Annotated in this window: 19 protein-coding genes and 1 pseudogene; 6 read left to right on the forward strand and 14 right to left on the reverse strand. The window is 69.1% G+C overall.

From position 1 onward, the window contains the following. Positions 1 to 116: 116 nt before the first annotated feature. Together QTI20_RS20295 and QTI20_RS30720 are read right to left on the reverse strand one after the other, a co-directional pair. Positions 117 to 5,126, reverse strand: a complete 5,010-nt coding sequence (locus tag QTI20_RS20295; protein WP_286554746.1) for an autotransporter domain-containing protein — start codon at positions 5,124 to 5,126, stop codon at positions 117 to 119. A gap of 21 nt (positions 5,127 to 5,147) precedes the next feature. Continuing rightward, positions 5,148 to 5,282: pseudogene (locus QTI20_RS30720) on the reverse strand (ESPR-type extended signal peptide-containing protein); the annotation flags it as partial. A gap of 317 nt (positions 5,283 to 5,599) precedes the next feature. Here QTI20_RS30720 and QTI20_RS20300 point away from each other — a divergent pair. Further along, a complete protein-coding gene (locus QTI20_RS20300) occupies positions 5,600 to 5,929 on the forward strand; it encodes a DUF1090 family protein (RefSeq protein ID WP_286554745.1) in 330 nt (109 codons plus the stop codon). A gap of 27 nt (positions 5,930 to 5,956) precedes the next feature. Here the strand turns inward: QTI20_RS20300 and QTI20_RS20305 are convergent, their stop codons facing one another. Further along, positions 5,957 to 6,490, reverse strand: a complete 534-nt coding sequence (locus QTI20_RS20305; protein ID WP_286574252.1) for a hypothetical protein — start codon at positions 6,488 to 6,490, stop codon at positions 5,957 to 5,959. Positions 6,491 to 6,758: 268 nt separating this feature from the next. On the opposite strand from QTI20_RS20305, the gene QTI20_RS20310 reads away from it, so the two are divergent. Next, on the forward strand, positions 6,759 to 7,349 hold the full coding sequence (locus QTI20_RS20310) for a hypothetical protein (protein WP_286554741.1): 591 nt from the start codon (positions 6,759 to 6,761) through the stop codon (positions 7,347 to 7,349). Between the two features lie 48 nt (positions 7,350 to 7,397). On the opposite strand, the gene hisC is transcribed toward QTI20_RS20310, so the two are convergent. The 6 genes from hisC to putA all read right to left on the reverse strand — a co-directional run bounded on the left by hisC (position 7,398) and on the right by putA (position 16,547). Beyond that, the gene (gene hisC, locus QTI20_RS20315) at positions 7,398 to 8,477 is read right to left on the reverse strand and encodes a histidinol-phosphate transaminase (RefSeq protein WP_286554740.1); all 1,080 of its coding nucleotides are present in this window, start codon (positions 8,475 to 8,477) and stop codon (positions 7,398 to 7,400) included. Positions 8,478 to 8,490: 13 nt separating this feature from the next. Beyond that, on the reverse strand, positions 8,491 to 9,492 hold the full coding sequence (locus tag QTI20_RS20320; RefSeq protein WP_286554738.1) for a CobD/CbiB family protein: 1,002 nt from the start codon (positions 9,490 to 9,492) through the stop codon (positions 8,491 to 8,493). 72 nt (positions 9,493 to 9,564) lie between these two features. Next, positions 9,565 to 10,593 carry a diguanylate cyclase gene (locus tag QTI20_RS20325; protein ID WP_503011444.1) on the reverse strand — a complete coding sequence of 343 codons (1,029 nt, stop codon included), beginning with the start codon at positions 10,591 to 10,593 and terminating at the stop codon, positions 9,565 to 9,567. 81 nt (positions 10,594 to 10,674) lie between these two features. After that, positions 10,675 to 11,688: an isopenicillin N synthase family dioxygenase gene (locus QTI20_RS20330; RefSeq protein ID WP_286554735.1), complete on the reverse strand. Its 1,014-nt coding sequence runs from the start codon at positions 11,686 to 11,688 to the stop codon at positions 10,675 to 10,677. Positions 11,689 to 11,728: 40 nt separating this feature from the next. Beyond that, the gene (gene proC, locus QTI20_RS20335) at positions 11,729 to 12,526 is read right to left on the reverse strand and encodes a pyrroline-5-carboxylate reductase (RefSeq protein WP_286554733.1); all 798 of its coding nucleotides are present in this window, start codon (positions 12,524 to 12,526) and stop codon (positions 11,729 to 11,731) included. A 55-nt stretch (positions 12,527 to 12,581) separates the two neighbouring features. Next, the gene (gene putA / locus QTI20_RS20340; RefSeq protein ID WP_286554732.1) at positions 12,582 to 16,547 is read right to left on the reverse strand and encodes a trifunctional transcriptional regulator/proline dehydrogenase/L-glutamate gamma-semialdehyde dehydrogenase; all 3,966 of its coding nucleotides are present in this window, start codon (positions 16,545 to 16,547) and stop codon (positions 12,582 to 12,584) included. 486 nt (positions 16,548 to 17,033) lie between these two features. On the opposite strand from putA, the gene QTI20_RS20345 reads away from it, so the two are divergent. Genes QTI20_RS20345 through QTI20_RS20355 form a run of 3 tightly spaced genes read left to right on the forward strand, consistent with a single transcriptional unit; the run spans position 17,034 to position 19,382 of the window. Then, entirely contained in the window at positions 17,034 to 17,900 is an 867-nt protein-coding gene (locus QTI20_RS20345) for a transporter substrate-binding domain-containing protein (protein WP_286554730.1), read from the forward strand. A 10-nt stretch (positions 17,901 to 17,910) separates the two neighbouring features. After that, positions 17,911 to 18,588 (forward strand): amino acid ABC transporter permease, encoded by a 678-nt coding sequence (locus tag QTI20_RS20350; RefSeq protein WP_183024749.1) that lies wholly within the window; start codon positions 17,911 to 17,913, stop codon positions 18,586 to 18,588. Next, the gene (locus QTI20_RS20355; protein WP_286554726.1) at positions 18,588 to 19,382 is read left to right on the forward strand and encodes an amino acid ABC transporter ATP-binding protein; all 795 of its coding nucleotides are present in this window, start codon (positions 18,588 to 18,590) and stop codon (positions 19,380 to 19,382) included. Before QTI20_RS20350 ends, QTI20_RS20355 begins: the two co-directional genes overlap by 1 nt. Positions 19,383 to 19,425: 43 nt before the next feature. On the opposite strand, the gene QTI20_RS20360 is transcribed toward QTI20_RS20355, so the two are convergent. The 5 genes from QTI20_RS20360 to rpsP form a co-directional block, all read right to left on the reverse strand. Beyond that, positions 19,426 to 20,160 carry a CoA pyrophosphatase gene (locus tag QTI20_RS20360; RefSeq protein ID WP_286554724.1) on the reverse strand — a complete coding sequence of 245 codons (735 nt, stop codon included), beginning with the start codon at positions 20,158 to 20,160 and terminating at the stop codon, positions 19,426 to 19,428. A 133-nt stretch (positions 20,161 to 20,293) separates the two neighbouring features. Continuing rightward, on the reverse strand, positions 20,294 to 20,680 hold the full coding sequence (gene rplS / locus QTI20_RS20365) for a 50S ribosomal protein L19 (protein WP_183024746.1): 387 nt from the start codon (positions 20,678 to 20,680) through the stop codon (positions 20,294 to 20,296). 118 nt (positions 20,681 to 20,798) lie between these two features. Next, a complete protein-coding gene (gene trmD / locus QTI20_RS20370; protein ID WP_286554722.1) occupies positions 20,799 to 21,545 on the reverse strand; it encodes a tRNA (guanosine(37)-N1)-methyltransferase TrmD in 747 nt (248 codons plus the stop codon). 13 nt (positions 21,546 to 21,558) lie between these two features. After that, entirely contained in the window at positions 21,559 to 22,125 is a 567-nt protein-coding gene (gene rimM / locus QTI20_RS20375; RefSeq protein WP_286554721.1) for a ribosome maturation factor RimM, read from the reverse strand. A gap of 16 nt (positions 22,126 to 22,141) precedes the next feature. Further along, positions 22,142 to 22,405, reverse strand: a complete 264-nt coding sequence (gene rpsP / locus QTI20_RS20380) for a 30S ribosomal protein S16 (RefSeq protein WP_140843145.1) — start codon at positions 22,403 to 22,405, stop codon at positions 22,142 to 22,144. 228 nt (positions 22,406 to 22,633) lie between these two features. Between rpsP and QTI20_RS20385 the strand changes: the two genes are divergently transcribed. Further along, complete coding sequence (locus tag QTI20_RS20385) at positions 22,634 to 23,158, forward strand: GNAT family N-acetyltransferase (protein WP_286554718.1); 525 nt, start codon at positions 22,634 to 22,636, stop codon at positions 23,156 to 23,158. The last annotated feature ends 4 nt before the right edge of the window (positions 23,159 to 23,162 follow it).

A 23,162-nucleotide genomic window follows, 5' to 3' on the forward strand; every position in this document is an offset into this window, starting at 1 on the left:
ATGACGTCCGATGCGCGCATCGAGCGGCGAAAAAAAAGCGACGCAGCCCCGTGGCACTGCGCCGCCTCCCCTCCACGACCGCGGCCTCGCGCGAGGCCGGGTCCTTCACGCCAAGCTCAGAACTTCCAGAGCAGGCTGGCCTTCACGCCATGGTCCTTCACACCGTCGCCGGCCTGGCCCGCATAGGACACGCCCAGCGTCAGGTCGCGCCGCAGGGCGAAGTCCAGGCCGGCTTCGATCACCGCCGCATCCTTGGCGATCGGCACGCCGGCCACCGTGAAGCCGGCGCCGCCCGCGAAAGCCAGGGTCGCGCGCTGTGCCACGTCGCCGAAGGCATGGCGCCAGCCCAGCAGACCGCGCAGCGTCGCGCCGGTCGCTTCAGCACCCACGCGGGTGCTGGCGCGCAGGCCCAGGGTGGTGAAGGTGGTGTCGGTGCTTTCGCCACGGCCGCGCAGCGCGGTGATGCCGCCCTGCTCGGTGAAACCGTCGGTCTTCAACCGGGCATGGGCCAGGTTGGCGAAGGGCTCGAGCGCGAACGGCCCGGCGTCGATGCGCCAGCCCAGTTCGCCGAACACCTGCAAGGTGCGCGCGTCGTAGCTGGCGTCGGTGCGGCCGGCCACGCCGGTGAAGCCCACGCTGCGGTGGGTATCGATGGCGTGGTGCGAGTAGCTGGCGCCGGTGCGCAGCGCCAGCGCGCCCCACTCGGTGCCGCCGTAGACGCCCAGGTGGTAGTTGTCGATCTTGGCCGACGAACGCCGAGCGTCCACATCCACGTCGCTGCGGCCCGCGCCGCCCATCACGCCGACGCGCCAGTTGCCCACGCGGCGGTCGGCGCCCACCAGCACGCCGCTCGTGTCGCGGTCGACCTTGGCGGCGTTGCCGTCGCCCTTGGTCTCGCCCCACGAACCGTAGATGCGGGCCCAGGCGCCGCCGTCCAGGCCTTCGACCGTCTTCAGGTCGGTGGCAGCACCCTGCGACTGGCGCAAGCGGTCGATGCCTGCTTCACGGATGAAGCGGCTGTCCTCCATCAGTGACGAGCGCACCGAGGCGTGCAGTTCGCCCGACAGCTGGTCGAAGGCCGAGCGTGCCGTCGGCGCATCGAGCTGCACCACCGCGTCGTAGAGCGCGCCGCCGCCCAGCGCTTCCAGGGCAGCGCCGCTGGAACGCTGGTTGAAGGTCTGGCCGACCGCCGGGAAGGGGATCGTGTTGCGGGTGAGCGTCAGCAGCACGTTGTTCGCTTCGTAGCTCAGCGCGGGGTCGAGGAAGGCAAAGTTGGAGCTCACGCCACCGAAGGTGCCCACGCGATTGCCCGAGGTGAGGATGGTGTAGCGGGTGGTGGTGCCCCAGTTGCCGTCGGCCGAGATCACGATGACGGAGGCTCCGCCAAGGGTGGCGGTGCCGGTCACGTCGATGCGGTCGCTCTGGCCCTGGGCGTTGGTCTCCACCTGGTAGAAGGCGCCGGGCGCGAAGCTCAGGTCGCCGTTGACGGTGAGCGTGCCGATCGAGTTGCCCGGTGCCACCGTGGCGCCGTTCGACAGGAAGGTGTTGCCGATCGTGCCGTTGCCCTTGAGCGTGGTGCCCGGGTCGACGGTGAGGGTGCCGCCCAGCGAGCCGGTCACGGACAGCGTGCCCTGCGCGACCTTCCAGCTGCCGGTATAGGCCGAGCCGTTGCCGGTGTAGAAGACGGTCGCCGCGCCGGTCTTGGTCAGGCTGCCGGTGCCGGAGAGGTCGTTGGCCAGGGTCGAGTTGGTGGCCTGGTCGATGACCAGCGCGCCATCGTTGGCGATCGGGCCGCTGCCGAAGCTGGACGTGCCGCCGACCAGCGTGCCGGCCGCGATGCGCGTGCCGCCCGCGTAGCTGTTCGCCGAGCCCAGGCGCAGCGTGCCCGCGCCGTCCTTCACCAGGCGGCCGGGACCGGAGACGGCGCCGTCCAGCGCCAGCGTGGTGCCGGCGTCGGTGGACACGGTGCTGGCCGGGCCGGCGAGCACGAGCTGGCGCGCGGTCGTGATGTCGGCCGTGGTGCGCAGGGTGCCGGCGCCGATCGTCAGCGCGCCGCTCTGCGCGCCCAGGCTGGCGTCCGAGGCGATCGACAGCGTGCCCTGGTCGATGGTCCAGGGCGTGACCGCGGCGGTGCTGCCGCCCAGCGTCCAGCTGCTCTCGTCGACCTTGCGGAAGACGCCGAAGCCGCGGTATTGGGCATCGGGGCCGATGGCCGCCACGTCGAAGCTGCCGTCGGCCTTGCCGCCCAGCGCGAAGGTGTCGGCGGCACTGAAGGCGCTGACCCTGCCGGCGATTTCGGACGTGGCATGCAGCGTGAGGCTGTTGACGCCGCCGGTGAAGGCGATGGCGTCAGCCTGCGTCAGGCCATCGCCGGAGAAGCCGCCGGCGATGGTGCCGGCGTTGATGATGGTCAGATCCGACCCGCTAATAGCCAGGTTGCCTGCTCCGGCCTTCGCATCCGCCACTGGCTCGCCGCGCGCGAAGCCGATGAACCCGCCGCCGCCCTGTCCGCCGTTGCCGCCCTGAATGACCGCGCCTCCCGCATTGAACACGCGGGTAGATGCCGCCATCAAGGCCACACCGCCGTTGCCACCCTTGCCGGCGATCTGCTCGCCCGGCTCGTAGACGCTCGGCTCCTGATAGTTGTTTACGTTGAAGTAGGCAAAAGCGGAACCGCCCCGGCCACCGCTGCCGCCTTGGATCGTGCCCTCGTTGACGATCGAACCGCCGGTGGTCACGACGGCATCGCCGCCACGTCCGCCGTCGCCACCGGTGGCCGAGGTGACGCCCGTGGCCGTGACGGCCGAGATCGAGGCATTCGGCGCGAACGTGGGCGCGTAGTTGTCGATGTAGACGGTGGCTTGCGCCGATGCGCCCATCCCGCCGCTGCCGCCCTGGATCCAGCCCTTGCCGGTGTTCGTGAGCTGGCCACCCTGACGCATGAGGATGCCCTCTCCGCCCTGGCCGCCCACGCTGCCGGTGGCCGTCGCCGTCAGCGTGCCGCTGTAGGCGGCGGCGTTGTTGGACAGGTAGATGTTGGCGGTGCTGCCGCCGCCACTGTCGCGCGTGGCGATGCGGTCGAAGCCGCCGCTGCCCGCACCGACGCCGCCGTTGATGCTGCCCGAGTTGGTGATGCTGGCCGCGCCGCCGAAATACACACCGGCGCCACCGGACGCTGCGTTTGTCGCGCCCTTGGCCGTGGCGCTCGCGTCGCCGCTGGGTGCATTGCCGCCGTTGTAGATGCTGGCATGGGTCGAGCCGGTGTTGCCGCCCTGGCCGCCCGCGATGCTGCCGGTGTTGTCCAGCGTGCCGCTGGCCAGGAACGCCACGCCCGCACCGGCCGCGCCGCCGTTGGCGACCGCAGTCGACTGGGCATTCAGCGGGGCCTCGATGTTGTTGCTGCCGCCTTGGCCGCCGTTCCCACCGCGCACATTCGCGTTGTTGACGGACTGCGCACCCTGCGCGGTCATCAGCACCCCGTGGCCGCCTGCGCCGCCCTGGCCGCCTTCGACGAGGACATCGACCGGATAGCCGTCACCGCTGGCGTAGCCGCCATAGCCGCCCTGGCCGCCCTCGATGCGACCGCTGTCGTTCACCAGCGCTTCCGTGGACGCACTGAGGACGCCGTGGCCGCCATTGCCGCCCGTGCCGCCGATCAAGGTGAAAGGCACGGCGATCGGCCGCGCAAAGGGTGGCGCGCTCAGGTTGTCGACCAACTCCGCAGCGCCGCCGCCGCCGCCTGCCCCGCCGCGGATGCTGCCCGCGTTGAGCACGGTACCGCCGGTCAACTCGACGCCATGGCCGCCGTTGCCGCCCGTCGCCCCTTTCACGGCGGTCGGACCGTTACCAATGTCCGCGAAGCTGTTGCCGCCTTGACCGCCGTTGCCGCCGAAGACCTCGCCGTTGGCTTCGACGGCCAGCTTGCCGCCGCTGACCTTGAGCGCGGTCAATCCGTTGCCACCGATGGCACCGACGCCATTGCCGGCACCGTCGCCGACCGTCTCGCCGTCGACGCCATAAGCGCCCTCGATGTAGGAAGCCCGGCTGCCGTCACCCACGCGCAGCGTGCCTTCGCGGATCTGCCCGGTGGGCGCGCCCCAGACGTTGCCGAGCATCGTCCAGGTCCCGCTGCCGGTCTTCTCGTAGCTTTCGAAGCCCTGGATGCTGCCATTCATGAAGGCGCCCAGCTCGAACTGGCCGTCCTGCGCACCGCCGAAGGCCAGCGTGTCGTTCTGGCCGTTGGCGATCACCCGGCCGTTGAGGGCCGAGCCCGCGTGGATCTCCAGCCGGTTGGTGCCGCCCGTGAACACGATGGCGCTGGCCTGCGTCTTGTCGGTGGCGTTGAAGCCGCCGCTGATCGTGCCGTTGTTGACGATGCTGATGTCCGCGCCAACGATGCCCACGCCGCCCACACCGGCGGTGTTCATCGAGCCGTTTCCGTTGTTGCCGCCGAAACCGCCGCTGCCGCCCGCGATCGAGCCGTTGTTGACGAGCGTCATGCCGCTGCCGAGCGCGACGCCCGCGCCGCCCGCACCGCCCTGGCCGCCGCCCGCCTTCGAACCGGTCACGGCCGAGCCGCCCTGGCCGCCCGCGCCGCCGAGCACCGACACACCGCTGCCGACCGCGATCGCGCCGCCCGAAGCCGCCACCAACCCGGCACCGCCCTGGCCGCCACCGCCGCCGCCGCCATAACCGCTGCCGTTGCCGGGCGCGCTGCTCACGTTCCCGCCATTGCCGCCGTTGCCACCGAAGGCGCCGACGGCCACCGTGCTTGCGGCCTCGCGGGTCGTGTAGATGCCGGCACCGCCGCCGCCGCCACCGCCGGCGCCGCCTTGGGGCTGGGCATTGGTCGCGCCCTGGGCGCCGTCCGCGCCCTTGCCGCCGTTGTCCAGCCCGCTCACCGCGCCGTCGGCAGCGACGCGGACACCCACCTCGCCGCCCGCGCCCCCGGCCGCGCCACCTGCACCGCCCACGCCACCCTGGGCGCCGTTGCCCAGTTCTCCGGCCGTGACAGGCGCGCCGCCGACGCCGCCGCTGCCACCAACCGTCACGCCGTCCGTGTAACCCGCACCGCCTTCGCCGGGTGCCGCCATGACCGCACCGGCGCTCAAGGCAGCCAGGGCCATGAGGCAGGCCGATGCGAGGCGCGACAGGGCCGGCCGCCCCGCCGCCGCGGTGCCCGCGCCACCGCGGGTACCGCCGTGCGCTCGGATGGCCACTTCAGAAACCACCTGGCACAGGCCCGTAGCGCGGTTGAAAACAAGGCGATGAATTCGATTCATGGGGATCCGTAACTAATAAGTGTTAACAAATGTTATTTGTAGATACAATTTTTACAGATTCATGCTCGCTCAGGTATTGAGCGCGCGCAGATTTCCCCAAGTTTTTTGACGCCGTTGTGACTGGGCTCGCAAAATTCACGCATTGCAGCGTTCATTTGTCTCAGTAGCTCTTTGGAATTACATCCAGCCCAATTCATCGCTTGACGTCAGGCGACAGGCGTTCGCGGCGCGGCGACGAGGCCCGGCCAGCCTCCCGCGGGCTCCCGACGCGGGAGCGCCTGAACTTGCAGGCGCAGGGCGGGTCCTACGGCACACCCATGCCCAAGCTCCCCTGCCTTCTGGTCGTTCCGCTGCTTCTCGCGACCGCGGCCTTGGCCCAGCCAGCACCCCCGGTCGACGAAGCCGCATGCCGGAACGAGGAGGCGACGCTCATGCAGGAGATGGAGACCGCCCAGGCCAGGGGCCGCATGCTGCAGCGACGGCAGCTGGCCGACCAGCTGGCGGCGGTCCAGGCGCGCTGCGGAACGCTGGCGCCGGTGCAAAGCCGTGAAGCCGGCATCGCGCGCCTTCAAAAGGAAATCGACGCGCTGCGCAAGGAGCTCGACCGCGCGGAAACCGAACTGCGGAAGTTGCGGCAGGGGCTTTGAGCCGCGGGAGAGGCCGGCGCGCGCGACCTAACGGAAGGTGACGCGAGGCCGGCGGTTCTTCTTCTGTTCGGCCTCGGGCACCGGCGCGATGACCAGGATCGCCTGCGTGGGCGTCGAGGTGCTGTCGCTGCTCGCGCAGGCCATGTGGTAGGCCTGAGCGCCGAGGTCGTGGGACACCCGGTACACGGTGTTCTTCTGCAAGCCGCCGAAGTCCGAAAAGCGGGTGTTCGGCACCGGCTGCACCGTGATCCGCTCGGGGCCTTCGACGGCCAGGCCCTCGACGATCGACGTTCGCCCATCGCGCCCCTGCCTCCACGTTGTAATGCACGCGTGCGAGAGTCTCGCATGCATAAAAACAAGAGGGCATTCCTCTGGCTTTTCATTTCCTTCCTGGCCTCGCCGGTGCATGCCCTCTCGCCAGCCAGAGTCGAGGCCCAACTGAAATTCGAGTTTGTCGAGCAAGGTGTAGCGCTGCAGGAGAACGAGCGCGCGCGCGTCCTCGAAATTGGCAGCAAGGCAATGACGTGGTGCACGCGACAACCCAGCTACATCGTGGGTCACGCCGTGGCCTCGGAAGGGCCGGCTGCACACCGCGCGCAGTTGGCGTCTGCCCGTGCTCGATATTTGGCCGAGCTGCTCAGGGCCGTGGGAATTCGTGGAGGGGAGATAAAAATCTCTTCGGACCCTGAACCCGTACGTGCCACCCCATCCGAGAAGAAGGATGACCCCAAACCTGCCCCTTACGCAACCCTGGCGCTTGCAGGCGTACCGAATTTCAAATTTTGCCCGGAGGACGACAGCGGATTTCCCACCGGCCTGAGGTAGCCGAATGAACAGCGCGCAGTCCCTTTTCAACCCGATGCTCGTGCGCATGAAAAACGCCACGAGAACCGAACGCGTCGCGTATGCCATCGTTGCCGCCACGATGCTGCTGAACTTTGCGGTGTGGCTCTTGACGCCGCATTACCTGGACGCAACGATTCTGGAGTCGATCGAGCCGAAACCGCTTCTTCATCCAGCCTTGAATCTGACACTGTGGCTGAGCCTGGCTGTGCTGGTGATCGCGCTCTGGGGGATTTTCGATGTGTCTGTCCAATGGCTTCTCATGGCTTTAGGCGCCGGGTATATCGCCGCATTCACTTGGGGGCTGCTGATCGAAATCAACACCTGGAAGGTGCATGGCCCGCGACAGACAGTCTCGGCGACGGTCTTTGCAATCGATAGAGAGAAGAGCGGGAGATATTCCAAACTCCACGTCAAGTCGACTTTCGTGGATCGGGACGGCGTCGAAAAGAAGCTATGGGTCCCCATGGCCACGCAGCTGCAATTCACCGCCGATCGGCGTGAGCTGACCGTCCCGTTGTGCGACGGCTGGCTGGGCACGCGATTCGTCTGTCTCAACGATCCCCTGTTCGACTGACCGTTGCGCGTCGTGCGCTGCACGGGTGGCGAACGGCCGCGCGGCAGGCTATCCGACGATCGCCGCCAGCGCGTCGACCAACTGCCCGCACTGCGCCCGTGTGCCGATGCTGATGCGCAGGTAGTCGGCGATGCGCGGCTGGGCGAAGTGGCGCACCAGCACCGCGCGCTCGCGCAGGGCGGCGGCCAGTGCGGCGGCGTCATGCGACGGATGCCGCGCGAACACGAAGTTGGCCTGCGAAGGCAGCACCTCGAAGCCGAAGTCCTCGAGCTGCAGCACCAGCCCTTCGCGCGTGTCGATGACGGCGTCGCGCGTCTGCGCGAACCAGGCTTCGTCCTGCATCGCGGCGATCGCGCCGGCCTGCGCCAGGCGGTCGAGCGGGTAGGAGTTGAAGCTGTTCTTCACGCGGGTCAGCGCGTCGATCAACGGCGCCTGGCCGCAGGCGAAGCCCACGCGCAGGCCGGCCAGCGAGCGCGACTTGGACAGCGTGTGCACCACCAGCAGGTTCGGATGGCGATCGACCAGCGCCAGCGCGCTCTCGCCGCCGAAATCGACGTACGCCTCGTCGACCAGCACCACGCGCGCCGGGCAGGCGCGCAGCAGGCGTTCGATGTCGGCCAGCGGCAGGCCGATGCCGGTGGGCGCGTTCGGGTTGGCGATCACCAGGCCGGCGCAGCCCCGGGCCGCGCGCGCGGCCAGCGCTTCGACGTCGATGCGCAGCGCCGCATCGACCGGCTGCAGCACGCAGTCGATGCCGTAGAGCTGCGCGTAGACACGGTAGAAGCTGTAGGTGACGTCGGGGAACAGCAGCGGCTCAGCCTGCTGGAAGAAGGCGAAGAAGGCGTGCGCCAGCACCTCGTCGGAACCGTTGCCGACGAACACCTGTTCGGCCCGCAGGCCGTGGCGCGTGGCGATGGCTTCGCGCAGCGCCTGCGATTCGGGGTCGGGGTAGCGCTCGAGGCCGTGGGCCGCCGCGGCCTGGATCGCGTCGAGCACGGCGGGCGACGGCGGGTACGGGTTCTCGTTGGTGTTGAGCTTCACCAGCCCGTCGATGCGCGGCTGCTCGCCGGGCACGTAGGGCTGGAGCGCGCCGATGCGCGGGCTCCAGAAGGAAGGGATGTCGGTCATTCGGGGGCGGGCTTCAACCCAGCAGGCGGGCCAGCGTGAGCAGCGCCAGCAGCACCATCCACATCACGACCGAGCGCCACACCAGGCCCACCACGCTGCGCAGGTGCGCGAGGTCGGGCTCGCGGCCGCCGGTGCTGCCGCTGTCGTGTTCGGGATCGGACCAGTTCGTGTCGCCGGCCTGCGCATGGGTGAGCGCATCGCCGGCCTCCAGCGGCCGCAGCGTGCCGCCGCCGAGGCGCACGTTCACGGCGCCCGAGGTGGCGGCCAGGATCACGCCGTCGTTGGGGTCGGGGAAGCGCTTGGCGTCGTTGCGCCAGCAATCGATCGCGTCCTCGAAGCTGCCGACCACCGCGAAGCCGAGCGCGGTGATGCGCGCGGGCAGCCAGTCGGTCAGGCCCCAGGCACGGCGCGCGGCCTGCTGCACCGAGACACTCGACGGCTGCACCGCGGCGCCGTCCTTGTGGGTCCAGTAGCGGGCCACGAATTCGCTCATGCGGTAGAACACCGCGCCGGCCGGGCCCAGGCCCAGGGCCGCGAGCACCGAGAACCAGGCCAGCACGCCGAACACATGGCGGTGCGCGGCGATGACCGAATGCTCGATCACGTGGCGCACGATCTCGCTGCGCGGCAGGTCGGCCGCATCGGCGTGCTGCCAGTGCGCGAGCAGCGAGCGCGCGAGCGGCTGGTCGCCGTCTTCCAGCGCATCGCGGATGCCGGTGAAGTGGTGGCTGAACTGGCGGAAACCGAGCGTGACGTAGAGCATCGCGACGCTCCACAGCACCGCGAAGGGCAGGCCCAGCGTGAGCACCAGCAGCCAGTGCACGCCCAGCGTGAGCAGCGTGGGCACGAACACCGCCAGCCCCCAGGCCACCCAGCCGTGGTGCGACTTGCCGGCATCGAAATTGCGGCTGGTCCAGCGCGTCCAGGCCAGCACCGCGGCATACACCGGGTTGTGCACGGTGAGCGGCCGCACCTGTTCGATCAACAAGGCGCACAGGATGGCAAAGAAGCTCATCGGCCGATGATAGCGAGTCGCTTTCGTGCATCGCAGGGGTGGACGCGGCAGATCCTCCCTGCCCGGCGGCTCTCACCCTGCGGTGACGACCCGGTTGCGTCCGGCGGCCTTGGCTTCGTACAGCGCCGCATCGGCGGCGTTGAGCCAGTCGAGCAGCGACGCATGGCGGCTATTCAACGCCGCCACACCGATGCTGCTGGTCACGCGCAGGTCGGCGAAATCACGGAAGCGGCTGGCCTGCACCTTCTCGCGGATGCGCTGCGCGAGCTGCGCGGCCTCCTCGGCCGACGCACCGGGCAGCACGACCGCGAACTCGTCACCGCCGTAGCGGCCCGCGCAGTCGCCCCCGCGCAGGCAGTCGCGCACGATGGCGGCCACCGCCCGGATCACCTCGTCGCCGGTGGTGTGGCCCCGCGAATCGTTCACCGCCTTGAACCGGTCGATGTCGAGCATCAGCAGACTGGCCGGCGCGCCGGTCGACAGGTGCCGGCGCAGCGCCTCCTGCGCCTGGAGCTCCCAGTGCGCGCGGTCGTAGAGCCCGGTGACGGCATCGATGCGCCGCAGCACCTCCAGCTCCTGGTTCTGGCGCGACACCTTGCGTATCAGCCGGTAGCTGACCACGCTCACCGACAGGGTGTGCAGCATCAGCACGGGCATGCAGGCGATCAGCACCGTCAAGGAGTTCTCCAGCACCACCGGCGCCCCCGTGACCAGGCCCACGGCCAGGCCCGCGCCCAGCATGCCCGGCACCGAGCGGGCCCACAGGCCCTTGATGCCGGTGGTGATCTTGTCGACCATGGTCAGGGTGCAGAGCAGCACGGAGGGCAGCAGGCCGTAGTGCATCAGCGGGACCCAGGCGCCGGTGATCGCCGAATCGATGAGCAGGTTGCGGATCTCGGCGCGGTAGGGATCGGCGCTGCGCCTGGCGAGCCAATAGGCCACGTGGGGCCAGACGAAGCCGGGCAGCAGCACGCCCAGCCAGGCGGCGAGCGATGCGTCGCGGCTTTGCAGCACCACCGCCGTGACCACGCCCCCCAGCCCCATGCCCAGCACCCGCAGCGGGTAGACGCGGCGTGGCATTTGGTGCAGATGGGTGGACATCAGGACGGCATGGAGGGCCGGCCGAGTCTAGGGCAGAGGGCGTCCGAAGGGCTGGCCTCGACGCCAGCCCTCCTGCATCGCCTACTTGTACTGCGAGAAGTTCTTCTTGTTCTTGCCGTGGATGTAGCCCGAGGCGGTGATCGGCGGGTACTTCTCGACGCCTTCGGGGAAGCCCAGGTCGGTGGGGTCGATCACGGCGTCGGGGGTCGGGTCGAAGAAGATCGCGATCGAATGGCGCTCGTTGCCCGAGCGGTTGATCACGCGGTGCAGGTTGGAGCTCAGCGTCTCGTTCGACCAGCGGTGGAGCAGGTCGCCGATGTTGCAGACCAGCGTGCCGGGGATCGGTTGCGCCGCGACCCACTCGCCTTCGCGGTTGCGCACCTGCAGGCCGCCGTTCGAATCCTGCAGCAGCAGCGTGAGCACGCCGAAGTCGGTGTGCGGGGCCGAGCCGAAGCGCTCTTCGCTCTCGTCCTTGGCGCTCGACACCGGGTAGTAGACGAGCTGGCCACGTGCCATCGGGCTGGTGTACTTGCTGGCGAAGAAGTCCGGGTCGCGCTTGAGCCCCAGCGCCACGGCCGACAGCAGCCGGTGGCCGATGCGGCAGACCGCGTCGTAGTAGGGCAGCAGGTCGGCGCGCAGCGCCGGGAACTCGGCGTCGGGCCAGACGTTGTCGGCGATCAGCGAGTCGGCGCCCTTCTGCGCGGCCAGGTGCTCCGACCACTGCTCGGGGCCCCAGAAGAAGATCTCCTTGAGGTCGTGCGTCTTCGAGCCTTCGAGGCGCGTCATGCCGGTGGCCATCCAGCCGCGCTGGCTGGTGTTGACCGGGTGCAGGCCCTTGACCTCGGGCGGCAGCGCGAAGTAGTCGCGCATCGCGCGGCTCGCGCCGTCGATCACGGCCTGCGGGATGCCGTGGCCCTGGATGTAGAAGAAGCCGATGCGCTGCGAGGCGTCCATGATGCGCGCGGCCACGTCTTCGAGCGCGCCGGGGCGGCCGTCGACCAGGCCGGAGATGTCGATCACGGGGATGTAGGCCTCATCGACCTTCCTGGCGTCGAAGTAGGTGGTGCTGGCGGTGGCGGGGGTGGGTTCCGACATGGCGAATCCTTGTCAACAAAGGGAGGGAGGTGGGAGACGATCAGGAGGTGGAGAGTTCGACGGCGCGGTCGCGCGCGGCGAGTGCGGCGCGTTCGATCAGCGTGCGCAGCGCGCCCTCTTCCTCGAACACCGCGATGGCGGCGGCGGTGGTGCCGTTGGGCGAGGTCACGGCCTGGCGCAGCGCGGCGAAGTCGGCCCCGGGCGCGTGCTGCAGCGCGGCCGCGCCCCAGGCGGTGTCGGCCGCGAGCTGGCGCGCCAGCGCGGCGTCCAGGCCCAGCGCGACGCCGGCCGCGGCCAGGGCTTCGCTGAACAGGTGGTAGTAGGCCGGGCCGCTGCCGCTGAGCGCGGTCACGGCGTCGAGCAGGGGCTCGGCATCGACCCAGTGGGCCGAGCCCACGGTGGCGAACAGGCGGTCGACGGTGGCGCGCAGCGCCGCATCGACGCTGGCGCCCGCGAACAGGCCGGTGCAGCCGGCATTGAGTATCACCGGCGTGTTGGGCATGGCGCGCACCACGGGCGTGCCCGAAGGCAACGCGGAGGACAAGGCGGCGATCGGCACGCCGGCCGCGATCGAGACCACGGCCGCACCCGCCAGCACCGCTGGCGGCAGCGCGCGCAGCGCATCGAGCGCCTTGGCCGGCTTGACCGCCAGCACGATCAGCGCGATGCCTTCGCCGGCACCGGCCGCGACCAGCGCGTCGACGCTCGGGTAGCGGTCGGGCTGATCGGGGGTGCTGGCCGGATCGACCGCCAGCACCTGCGTGGCGAGGCCGCTGCGCTTCCAGGCTTCGCCCAGTGCGCCACCCATGTGGCCGTAGCCCAGGAACAGGACTTTCATGCTTTGAACTCTTCTCTTGGTGATGTGGTGGAAGAAGGGATGGGCGGCGCGTGCGTCAGCCGACGCTCATGAGGCTGGCGTTGCCGCCCGCGGCCGCGGTGTTGACGCTCAGGCTGCGTTCGATCAGCAGGCGTTCGAGCACGATCTCGGTCTCGCCGGGCGCCAGGCCCTGCAGGTTGACGATCGGGCCGGCGCGCTGCGCCAGTTGCTCGCTCACGCCGCGCAGCTGGTCGGAGTCGCCGTGGTAGATCACGGCGCTGAAGTCGCCTTCGCTCTCGCCGCCGCGGGTCCAGTCGCTGTTCCAGCCGATCGCTTCGCGCACCGGCGCCGGCAGGCGCGCGGCCAGCGCGCGGGCCGCCGCGGTGTCGGGCCAGACCGGGCGCGCACCGACGGCCAGCACGGCCGCCAGCTGGCACAGCAGGTCGGCATCGGACGCGGCCAGGCACAGCACCGCTTCGCGCGCCGACAGCCGGTAGGCATTGCGCTCGCCGGTCGGCCCGTCGAGCAGCAGTTCGGTGCCGGCCAGCGACTGCGCCGCGTACTGCGCGCAGAGCGCGGCGAGTTCGGGTTGGGCCGGGTCGCGCCACTGCGCCAGCGCCGCGAGCAGCGGGCTGCGCGTGACATCGACCGCCTGGCCTTCGACCGCGGTGCCCGCGGCCGGGCGCAGGCTGGTCAGTGCCGCCTGCGCGGGCGCGCTCGACAGCAGGCGGTAGAGGTAGAGCGGGCCGCCCGCCTTGGGGCCGGTGCCCGACAGGCCTTCGCCGCCGAAGGGCTGCACGCCCACCACCGCGCCCACCATGTTGCGGTTGACGTAGAGGTTGCCGACCTTGGCCCGCGCCACGATCTTCTGGATGGTCTCGTCGATGCGTGAGTGCACGCCCAGCGTGAGGCCATAGCCGCTGGCGTTCACCTGCTCGAGCAGCGCGTCGAGCTCGTTGCGTGCGTAGCGCAGCACGTGCAGCACCGGGCCGAAGACCTCGCGCTCGAGCTCGTCGATGCGCTCGATCTCGATCAGCGTGGGCGTGACGAAGGTGCCGCGCGCCGCGTCGTCGCCATGGGCGCGCGCGACCTGGAACACCGGCCGGCCCTTGGCGCGCATGGCCTCGATGTGCTGCAGCAGCGACTGCTGCGCCTCGCGGTCGATCACCGGGCCGATGTCGACGCTGAAATGCTCGGGATTGCCCAGCGTGCATTCGCTCATCGCGCCCTGCAGCATCTCGATGGTGCGCTCGGCGATGTCCTCCTGCACGCACAGGATGCGCAGCGCCGAGCAGCGCTGGCCGGCGCTGTCGAAAGCCGAGGCGACCACGTCGGTCACGACCTGTTCGACCAGCGCGGACGAGTCCACGATCATCGCGTTCTGGCCGCCCGTCTCGGCGATCAGCGGGATCGGATGGCCCAGCGCGTCGAGGCGCCCGGCGATCACGCGCTGCAGGATGCGCGCGACCTGCGTCGAGCCGGTGAACAGCACCGCCTGCACCCGCGCATCGGCCACCAGCGCGGCGCCGACCGTCTCGCCCGTGCCCGGCAGCAGTTGCAGCACGCCGGGCGGCAGCCCGGCCGCGTGCAGGATCTGCACCGCCTGCGCCGCGATCAGCGGGGTCTGCTCGGCCGGCTTGGCCAGCACCGTGTTGCCGGCGGCCAGCGCCGCGGCGATCTGGCCGATGAAGATGGCCAGCGGGAAATTCCAGGGGCTGATGCAGACCACCGGGCCCAGCGGGCGGTGGGTCTTGTTGCTGAAGCCGGTGCGCACCTGGGCCGCGTAGTAGCGCAGAAAGTCGACCGCCTCGCGCACCTCGGCGATGGCGTTGGGCAGCGTCTTGCCGGACTCGCGCACCAGCAGGCCCAGCAGCGGCTGCATGCGGCCTTCGAGCATCTCGGCGCTGCGCTCGAGCATGTCGGCGCGCTCGATGGCGGGCGTGGCCTGCCAGATCTGGAAGGCGTCCTGCGCGGACTGCAGCGCGCGTTCCACGTCCTCGGCCGTGGCCTCCTGCACCTGGCCCACCACGTCGTCGTGGCGCGCCGGGTTGCGCACCGGCTGGCGCGCGGCGGGCGCCACGGGCTGCGCGAGCATCGGCTGCGCGAGCCAGTCGCCATTGGCCGTGTGCAGCAGCGCGCTCGAGAGCGAGGCCAGCCGCTGCTCGTTCGACAGGTCGAGTCCGGGTGCGTTGGCGCGGCCCGGGTAGAGGTCGCGCGGCAGCGGGATGCGCGGGTGCGGCAGGCCGGTGCGGCCCTCCTTGAGCCCCTGCGCCTCGACCGCCTTCACCGGGTCGGCGACCAGCGCCTCGATCGACAGGCTCTTGTCGGCGATGCGGTTGACGAAGGAGGTGTTGGCGCCGTTCTCCAGCAGCCGGCGCACCAGGTAGGCCAGCAGCGTCTGGTGGCTGCCCACGGGCGCGTAGATGCGGCACGGACGGCCGAGCTTGCCTTCGTCGAGCGGCCCCACCACCTGGTCGTAGAGCGGCTCGCCCATGCCGTGCAGGCACTGGAACTCGTACTGGCCTTCGTAGTAGTTCTGGCCCGCGAGGTGGTAGATGGCCGCCAGCGTGTGCGCGTTGTGGGTGGCGAACTGCGGGTACACCGCCTCGGGCGCGGCCAGCAGCTGACGTGCGCAGGCCAGGTAGGACACGTCGGTGTGCACCTTGCGCGTGTAGACCGGGTAGTCCTCGAGGCCGTCGATCTGGGCGCGCTTGATCTCGCTGTCCCAGTAGGCGCCCTTGACCAGCCGGATCATCAGGCGGTGGCGGCTGCGGCGTGCGAGGTCGATCAGGTAGGCGATCACGCCCGCGCAGCGCTTCTGGTAGGCCTGGATCACGAAGCCGATGCCGTTCCAGCCGGCCAGGCCGGGCTCGTGGCACAGGCGCTCGAGCAGGTCGAGCGAGAGCTCGAGCCGATCCGCTTCTTCGGCGTCGATGTTGAGGCCGATGTCGTACTTGCGCGCCAGCAGCGTGAGCGTGAGCAGGCGCGGGTAGAGCTCGTCCATCACGCGCGGGTACTGCGCGCGGCTGTAGCGCGGGTGCAGCGCCGACAGCTTGATCGAGATGCCCGGGCCGCGGTAGATGCCCGCGCCAGAGGCCGCCATGCCGATCGCGTGGATAGCCTGCTCGTAGGAGGCCATGTAGCGCAGCGCATCGGCGTCGGTGAGCGCGGCCTCGCCCAGCATGTCGTAGGAGTAGCGGAAGCCCCGCGCCTCGAGCTTGCCCGCGTTGGCCAGCGCCTTGCCGATGGTCTCGCCGGTGACGAACTGCTCGCCCATCAGGCGCATCGCCATGTCCACGCCCTTGCGCACCACCGGCTCGCCGCCGCGCGTGAGCACCCGGCCCAGCGAGTGGCTCAGGCCCGATTCGTTGTGCGTGGACACCAGCTTGCCGGTGAGCATCAGCCCCCAGGTCGCGGCGTTGACGAACAGCGAGGTGCTCTTGCCCAGGTGCGGCTGCCAGTTGCCGTTGCTGATCTTGTCGCGGATGAGCGCGTCGCGCGTGCCCTTGTCGGGGATGCGCAGCAGCGCCTCGGCCAGGCACATCAGCGCCACGCCCTCCTGCGAGGACAGCGAGAACTCCTGCAGCAGGTTCTGCACCACGCCCGCGCGGCCGCCGGCCTGGTGGCCGCGCAGCTTCTCGGACAGCTGGCAGGCCAGCCGGTGCGTGGCCGCGGCCATGTCTTCGGGCAGGCGCGCCTGCGGCAGCAGCATCGCGACCTGCTCGGCCTCGGGCCGGCGGTAGGCCGCGGTGATGGCGGCGCGCAGCACGCTCTGCGGCAGCACGTTCTCGGCGAAATCGAGGAAGGGCTGGTGCGCCGGCTCCGCGTCGTCGGCGGCGTACGGATGCTCCGCGCCGTTGAGCGCCGACGGGGCGGCACCGAAGACTTCGTCGAGCGGCAGGCCGCGCTCCAGCCGTTCGAGGTGCGCGTAGATGGACTGCTTGATCAGCCAGTGGGTGGTGCGGTCGACCTTGAGCGCGGCCTTCTTGAGGCGCTCACGCACGCTGTCGTCCAGCTTCACGCCGAGTGTGGTCAGGGACATTGAATCGCTTTGAGGCTAGGAGATTGAATTGCGGCGGATGTTAAATCAACCCCGAACGAGGCGCAACCGCTTTTCCGATAAAAAGGTGCAACCCATGAATCAATTCAGTTTTCGGTTGCACCTTGATCCGCAAGAGGTGGAAAACCTGGCCTGCTTATTGCACTCGGCATCGGTCATGACATCCATCGCATGCCCCTTCTTGCTGCCGCAACCGAGAGATGCACCATTCTTGTGCTTCCAATGGCGAAAATCGTCGAATCCGCACAACATTGGGACTGAACAATAGGTGCAACCCCTAGGTGGAAACGCCCAGGAAATAGTTGCAACCCAACACCCAACGTTTATGATCCACGGTCCGCCGTGACGGGCGACCACAGCCTTCCGCACTCTTTTATTCAATTCAATTCGGCTGAATTGCCGATGTGCTGCGCTGTTCCTTTTTCATTGGGACGCGCTCTCTTTAATTCGTCCCCGAAGGAGTTCTTCATGCAACGCAGAGCCATGTTCAACCAATTGGCCGTCGCCGGCGCCGCTGTCGCCGTCAGCGCGGCGACCGCCACCCAGGCCCTGGCCCAACCCGCGACCGTCTCGACCCCCGCGAGCGGCTCCACGCTGGAGAAGGTCCAGAAGAGCGGCGTGCTGCGCGTCGCCGTGATCCCCGGCCAGGAGCCCTACTTCCACAAGGACCTGGTGACCAACGCCTGGACCGGCGCCTGCATCGACATGGCGACCGACATCGCGACGCTGCTGCGCGCCAAGGTGGAAACGGTCGAGTCGAGCTGGGGCAACCAGATCCTGGACCTGCAGTCCGGCAAGGTGGACCTGGCCTTCGCCGTCAGCCCGACGCCGCAGCGCGCGCTGGTGATCGACTTCTCCACGCCCATCCTGGTGCACTCGTACACCGCGATCACGCGCAAGGGCTTCGCCAAGACCACCACCTGGGAAGAGCTCAACAAGCCCACCGTGAAGATCGCCGTGGACATCGGCTCCACCCACGAGACCATCGCCCGCCGCTACTGCCCCAAGGCCAACATCCTGGGCTTCAAGACGCGCGACGAGGCGGTGCTGGCCGTGGCCACGGGCCGCGCCGACTGCACCGTGGTGCTGGCCGTGCTGGCGATCTCGACCATGAAGAAGAATCCGACGCTGGGCACGCTGGTGATCCCCAAGCCCACGCTGACGATGCCGACCAACCTCGGCATCCGCATGGAAACCGATCCGCGCTTCAAGAACTTCCTGAGCGTGTGGGCCGACAACAACCGCTTCAGCGGCCAGACGCGCGAGTGGATGCTCAAGGGCTTCCAGGCGCTGAACATCAAGCCCGAAGACATCCCGAGCGAAATCCAGTTCTGAGCGCGACCGCATGGACAACGCTTCCTACGCCTGGGACTTCGGGTCCCTCGTTCCCTACCTGCCGCTGATCTGGCGCGGGCTGGGCGTGACGCTGGCCTTCACCGTGAGCACGGTGCTGGTCGGCCTCGTGCTGGGCCTGATCACCGGCGTGCTGCGCAACCCGACCATGACGCGCTGGGTCACGGTGCCGCTGCAGATCTGGACCGAGATCTTCCGCTGCACGCCGCTGCTGGTGCAGCTGGTCTGGGCCTACTACGCGCTGCCGGTGCTGATCGGCGTCGACATGTCGGCCACCACCGCCTGCTTCCTGGCCCTGTCCTTCTATGCGGGCGCGTTCTACAGCGAGATCTTCCGCGGCGGCATCGAGGCCGTGGACCGCGGCCAGTGGGAAGCCGGCCGCGCGATCGGCATGCGCCGCGGCAAGATCTTCCGCCGCATCATCCTGCCGCAGGCCTTCCCGCTGATGATCCCTTCGCTGATCAACCAGACCATCATGCAGCTCAAGAACACCTCGCTGGTGTCGGCCGTGGCGGTGGGCGACCTGCTCTACCAGGGCTCGGTCATCACCGGCGCGAGCTACCGGCCGCTCGAGGTCTACACCACCATCGCGGTGATCTACTTCGCCGTGCTGTTCCCGCTCACCCTGATCGCGACCCGCGTCGAGCGCCGCCTGGGAGCCTCCAAGTGATGCCGACCCCTCCAACCTCCTCTTCCTCCGCGCCGATCCTGCAGGCCACGGCGATCCACAAGTCCTTCGGCGACCACCATGTGCTCAAGGGCGTGTCGCTCGCGGTGCAGCCCGGCGAAGTGGTCACGCTGATCGGCGCCAGCGGCTCGGGCAAGTCGACCTTCCTGCGCTGCATGAACCTGCTCGAGATGCCCGAGGACGGGCAGCTCGAGGTGAGCGGCCACCGCTTCGCCTTCAGCGGCGGCGCCCGCCCGCCCAAGGACGACAAGCTGGCGGCGCTGCGCGCCAACATCGGCATGGTGTTCCAGCACTTCAACCTGTTCCCGCACATGACGGTGCTGCAGAACATCATCGAAGGCCCGGTGCAGGTGCAGGGCAAGAGCGTCGAAGAGGCCAAGGCCCTGGCGATGACGCTGCTGGGCAAGGTCGGCCTGGCCGAGAAGGCGCAGCAGCATCCGGCGCGCCTGTCGGGCGGACAGAAGCAGCGCGTGGCGATCGCCCGCGCGCTGGCGATGCAACCGGCCGTGATGCTGTTCGACGAACCGACCTCGGCGCTCGACCCCGAGCTGGTCGGCGAGGTGCTGTCGGTGATCCGCGAACTGGCGGCCGAGGGCATGACGATGGTGCTGGTCACGCACGAGATGGCCTTCGCGGCCAACGTGTCGGACCGCATCGGCTTCATGCGCGACGGCGTGATGGCGGAGATCGGCCCGGCCGAGGCCATCATGAACCGGCCGCAGGATGCGAAGCTGGTGTCGTTCCTCGAGCGCTTCCACCAGGCCAAACAAGGCTGACGGATTCACGCGGGCCTTCATGAGGTCCGCGTGCGCTTCCTTCTCAAGCCACGAGGAAGCGGTAGAGGTTGCGCAGCATCCCCGCCGTCGCACCCCAGACGAAGCGCTCCTGCGCACCGTCCTGGTAGGGCATCGAGAACCACTGGCGTGCGTTCAGGCCCTCGCCCACCATCGCATGGCGCCGGTGGTTGGCCGGGTTCATCAGGTGCGACAGCGGCACCTCGAAGGCATCAGCCACTTCCGACGGGCTCAGCGTGAGCTGGAAGCCCGGCCGCACCAGCGCGATCACCGGCGTGACGATGAACGAGGTGACGGTGGTGTAGGTTGGCAAGCTGCCCAGCACCTCGATGTAGTCGGCCGACAGGCCCACCTCTTCCCAGGCCTCGCGCAAGGCGGCGGCCGCGATGTTGGCGTCTTCCGGATCGACCCGGCCACCCGGAAACGCCACCTGGCCCGAGTGCGTGGACATCTGCGTCGCGCGCTCGGTCAGCAGCACCATGGGCTCCTTCTCGCGCATCACGATCGGCACCAGCACGGCCGCCTGCGCGGGCGCGCGGTTGCCCATGCGCGGCTCGCGGCGCAGTTCGGGCTCCCAGACCGGCGGGCGCGCGAAGCGTGCGCGCAGCGCCTGCGCCGTGAACCGCTCCGCCGCCACCGCCGGCAGATCGCGGTCGACGCGGATCACCGGCACATCGCGGGGCTCGAAGGCGGCCCGCGACACGGCATTGATCGGCTCGACGGGATCGACGGATTCCAGGGCGACAGAGGGAGGGGTCAAAAAGCTTCTCCGGGACGATACGAAAGAGGCGATGGTGGCATCCATCGAACATAGGCCATGCGCTGCACGCAAGCTGCGCGCCAACGCAAAAAGCCGCCAGTAACGGCGGCTTTTTTCACGACAAGGCGACTGCTTACTGTGCAGCAGCGGCCGGCGTGTTGCGCTTGCCCGGCAGCTTTTCCTTGATGCGTGCCGAACGACCGCTGCGCTCGCGCAGGTAGTACAGCTTCGCACGACGGACGTCACCGCGGCGCTTGACTTCGATGCCGGCGATCAGCGGGCTGTAGGTCTGGAAGGTACGTTCCACGCCTTCGCCGCTGGAGATCTTGCGCACCGTGAAGCCGCTGTTGAGGCCGCGATTGCGCTTGGCGATCACCACGCCTTCGTAGGCCTGCACGCGCTTGCGGCTGCCTTCGACGACGTTGACGCTGACGATGACCGTGTCACCGGGCATGAAGGAAGGGATGGTCTTGCCGAGGCGGGCAATCTCTTCCTGCTCGAGAGTTTCGATGAGGTTCATGATTTCCTGATAGTCGATCGTGTGGGCTGCACAAAAGGCGCTTTTGGCTGTCGCGGATTCACGAAGGAACCGGACGAATACCGAAGCGCGGCCAGACAGAGGATCGGGGAACCGCGGATTATAGCTTTTTTTGCAGCGCAGCCAAATCGGCCTTGGTCAGCCGGCCGGCATCGCGCGCCGCCTCGACCAGTTCGGGCCGCCGCGCGGCCGTGATGGCCAGCCGCTGGTCGCGCCGCCAGCGCTCGATCTGCACATGGTGGCCCGACAGCAGCGGGGCCGGCACGGCCTGGCCGTTCCAGTGCTCGGGCCGCGTGTAGTGCGGGCAGTCGAGCAGGCCGTCGAGCGCGGGGTTGAAGCTGTCCTGCACATGGCTGGCCTGGTCGCCCAGCACGCCCGGCTGCAGCCGCGTGACCGCATCGAGCAAGGCCATCGCGGCGATCTCGCCGCCCGAGAGCACGAAGTCGCCGAGGCTGATCTGGTGGGTGACACGGGTGTCGATGAAGCGCTGGTCGATGCCTTCGTAGCGGCCGCACACCAGCACCGCGCCCTCGCCCGCCGCCCAGGTCTCGACGGCCGCATGGCGCAGCGTCTCGCCGATGGGCGAGAACAGCACGACCGGCGCGGGCGCGCCGCGCGCGGCCAGCGCCGCATCGAGGCAGGCGGACAAAGGCTCGGCCATCATCACCATGCCCGGGCCGCCGCCGAAGGGGCGGTCGTCGACCCGGCGGTAGTTGCCTTCGGCGAAGTCGCGCGGGTTCCAGAACACCACCTCGACCTGCTTCGATTCGTAGGCGCGCCGCGTCACGCCGCTGGTGAGCAGCGGCGCGAACAGTTCAGGGAACAGCGTGAGGATGTCGAAGCGCATGGCGACGACGCACTCAGTAATCGGGCTGCCAGTCGACCGTGATCAGACGACCCGCCAGGTCGACCTTGTCGACGAAGGCGGAGACGAAAGGCACCATGCGCTCGACGGGCTTGCCGTCTTGCTCGTACCCGAGCACCAGCGTGGTCTGCGATCCGCCCGAGAGCAGTTCGCGCACCGTGCCCAGCGCCACGCCTTCGCGGTTGACCACGTTCAGGCCGATCAGGTCGACCCAGTAGTACTCGTCGTCGCCGGCCGAGGGAAAGCTCGAGCGCGGGACGAACACGCGCGCGCCGCGCAGCGCCTCGGCCGCATTGCGGTCGGGCACGTCGGGCGAAGTCGCGACGATGCAGTCGGAATGTTCCTTGGCCTCGCGGATCGCAAGACGGAAGGCGCCGGTGCGCGCAGGCGCATTCACCGGTCCGGAAGGCTGGATGAACCAGCGCTTCGAAGAGAAGAGCGCCTCGGGTTGGGCGCTGTGGGGCAGGACCTTGAACCAGCCCTTGATGCCCCAGGCATCGGCGATGCGTCCGACCTCGATCGCATCCGCCGGCAGATCGGCGGCTTCGAGTGTGGGCAGCATCGCCTTGGCTGGCAGCTTAGGCCGCAGCCTTGGGCGCCGCGGCAGCAGCTTGCTTGATCAGGCGGTCGACCGTCGGCGACGCTTGGGCGCCAACGCTCTTCCAGTACGTCAGGCGGTCCTGAGCGATACGGATGCTTTCTTCGTTTTCCTTCGCGGTCGGGTTGTAGAAACCCAGACGCTCGATGAAACGGCCATCGCGGCGAACGCGCTTGTCCGACACGACGATGTTGAAGAACGGACGGCCCTTGGAGCCGCCGCGGGAGAGTCGAATGACGACCATGATTTATCCTTCGGGTGGTGCAGCAAACCCGAAAGGGTCGCCCACAGAGTTCTTCCAGCGTCGAGACACGCGACATGGCCACCCGGCCAGCGACACGCTGAAAAGCCCACGATTATAGCGCGCAGGCTTTTTTCGCCGGCAGTTATCTGTGCCAATGGGCCGCAGTCAGGTGCTTTTGCGTATGCTTTCGCCCTTCCCGTCCCGTCCGCGCAACGCCTGCGCCGCCCCATGACCCTGATCCTCCGCCCCAGCCGCGACGAAGACGTCGCCGCCATCGCCGCCATCTACGCCCACCACGTGCTCACCGGCACCGGCACCTTCGAGACCGAAGCCCCGAGCGAGGCCGACATGGCCGCGCGCCGCGCCGACGTGCTGGCCAAGGGCCTGCCCTACCTGGTGGCCGAACGCGACGGCCAGGTGCTGGGCTTCGCCTACTGCAACTGGTTCAAGCCGCGTCCGGCCTACCGCTTCTCGGCCGAGGACTCGATCTACCTGGCCGAGGCCGCCCGCGGCCAGGGCGTGGGCTCGCAGTTGCTGACCGCGCTGTCGCAGGCGGCCGAGGCCGTGGGCGTGCGCAAGCTGATCGCGGTGATCGGCGACTCGGGCAACGCCGGCTCGGTCGGCGTGCACCGCGCGCAGGGCTTCACCCAGGTGGGCGTGCTCAAGGACTGTGGCTGGAAGTTCGGCCGCTGGCTGGACGTGGTGCTGATGGAAAAGTCGCTGGGCCTGGGCAGCAGCACCGCACCCGAATAAACGA

This window comes from Variovorax sp. J2P1-31 (assembly GCF_030317215.1).
Classification (GTDB): Bacteria; Pseudomonadota; Gammaproteobacteria; order Burkholderiales; family Burkholderiaceae_C; genus Variovorax.

Coding starts and splice junctions, on each gene's coding strand:
- QTI20_RS20345 (WP_286554730.1), top strand. CDS start 17,034: ATGCAACGCAGAGCCATGTTCAACCAATTGGCCGTCGCCGGCGCCGCT.
- trmD (WP_286554722.1), bottom strand. CDS start 21,545: ATGCGCTTCGACATCCTCACGCTGTTCCCTGAACTGTTCGCGCCGCTG.
- rimM (WP_286554721.1), bottom strand. CDS start 22,125: ATGCTGCCCACACTCGAAGCCGCCGATCTGCCGGCGGATGCGATCGAG.
- QTI20_RS20330 (WP_286554735.1), bottom strand. CDS start 11,688: ATGTCGGAACCCACCCCCGCCACCGCCAGCACCACCTACTTCGACGCC.
- QTI20_RS20385 (WP_286554718.1), top strand. CDS start 22,634: ATGACCCTGATCCTCCGCCCCAGCCGCGACGAAGACGTCGCCGCCATC.
- QTI20_RS20320 (WP_286554738.1), bottom strand. CDS start 9,492: ATGAGCTTCTTTGCCATCCTGTGCGCCTTGTTGATCGAACAGGTGCGG.
- QTI20_RS20300 (WP_286554745.1), top strand. CDS start 5,600: ATGCCCAAGCTCCCCTGCCTTCTGGTCGTTCCGCTGCTTCTCGCGACC.
- hisC (WP_286554740.1), bottom strand. CDS start 8,477: ATGACCGACATCCCTTCCTTCTGGAGCCCGCGCATCGGCGCGCTCCAG.
- QTI20_RS20310 (WP_286554741.1), top strand. CDS start 6,759: ATGAACAGCGCGCAGTCCCTTTTCAACCCGATGCTCGTGCGCATGAAA.
- QTI20_RS20355 (WP_286554726.1), top strand. CDS start 18,588: ATGCCGACCCCTCCAACCTCCTCTTCCTCCGCGCCGATCCTGCAGGCC.
- QTI20_RS20295 (WP_286554746.1), bottom strand. CDS start 5,126: ATGGCCCTGGCTGCCTTGAGCGCCGGTGCGGTCATGGCGGCACCCGGC.
- QTI20_RS20325 (WP_503011444.1), bottom strand. CDS start 10,593: ATGTCCACCCATCTGCACCAAATGCCACGCCGCGTCTACCCGCTGCGG.
- rplS (WP_183024746.1), bottom strand. CDS start 20,680: ATGAACCTCATCGAAACTCTCGAGCAGGAAGAGATTGCCCGCCTCGGC.
- proC (WP_286554733.1), bottom strand. CDS start 12,526: ATGAAAGTCCTGTTCCTGGGCTACGGCCACATGGGTGGCGCACTGGGC.
- putA (WP_286554732.1), bottom strand. CDS start 16,547: ATGTCCCTGACCACACTCGGCGTGAAGCTGGACGACAGCGTGCGTGAG.
- QTI20_RS20350 (WP_183024749.1), top strand. CDS start 17,911: ATGGACAACGCTTCCTACGCCTGGGACTTCGGGTCCCTCGTTCCCTAC.
- rpsP (WP_140843145.1), bottom strand. CDS start 22,405: ATGGTCGTCATTCGACTCTCCCGCGGCGGCTCCAAGGGCCGTCCGTTC.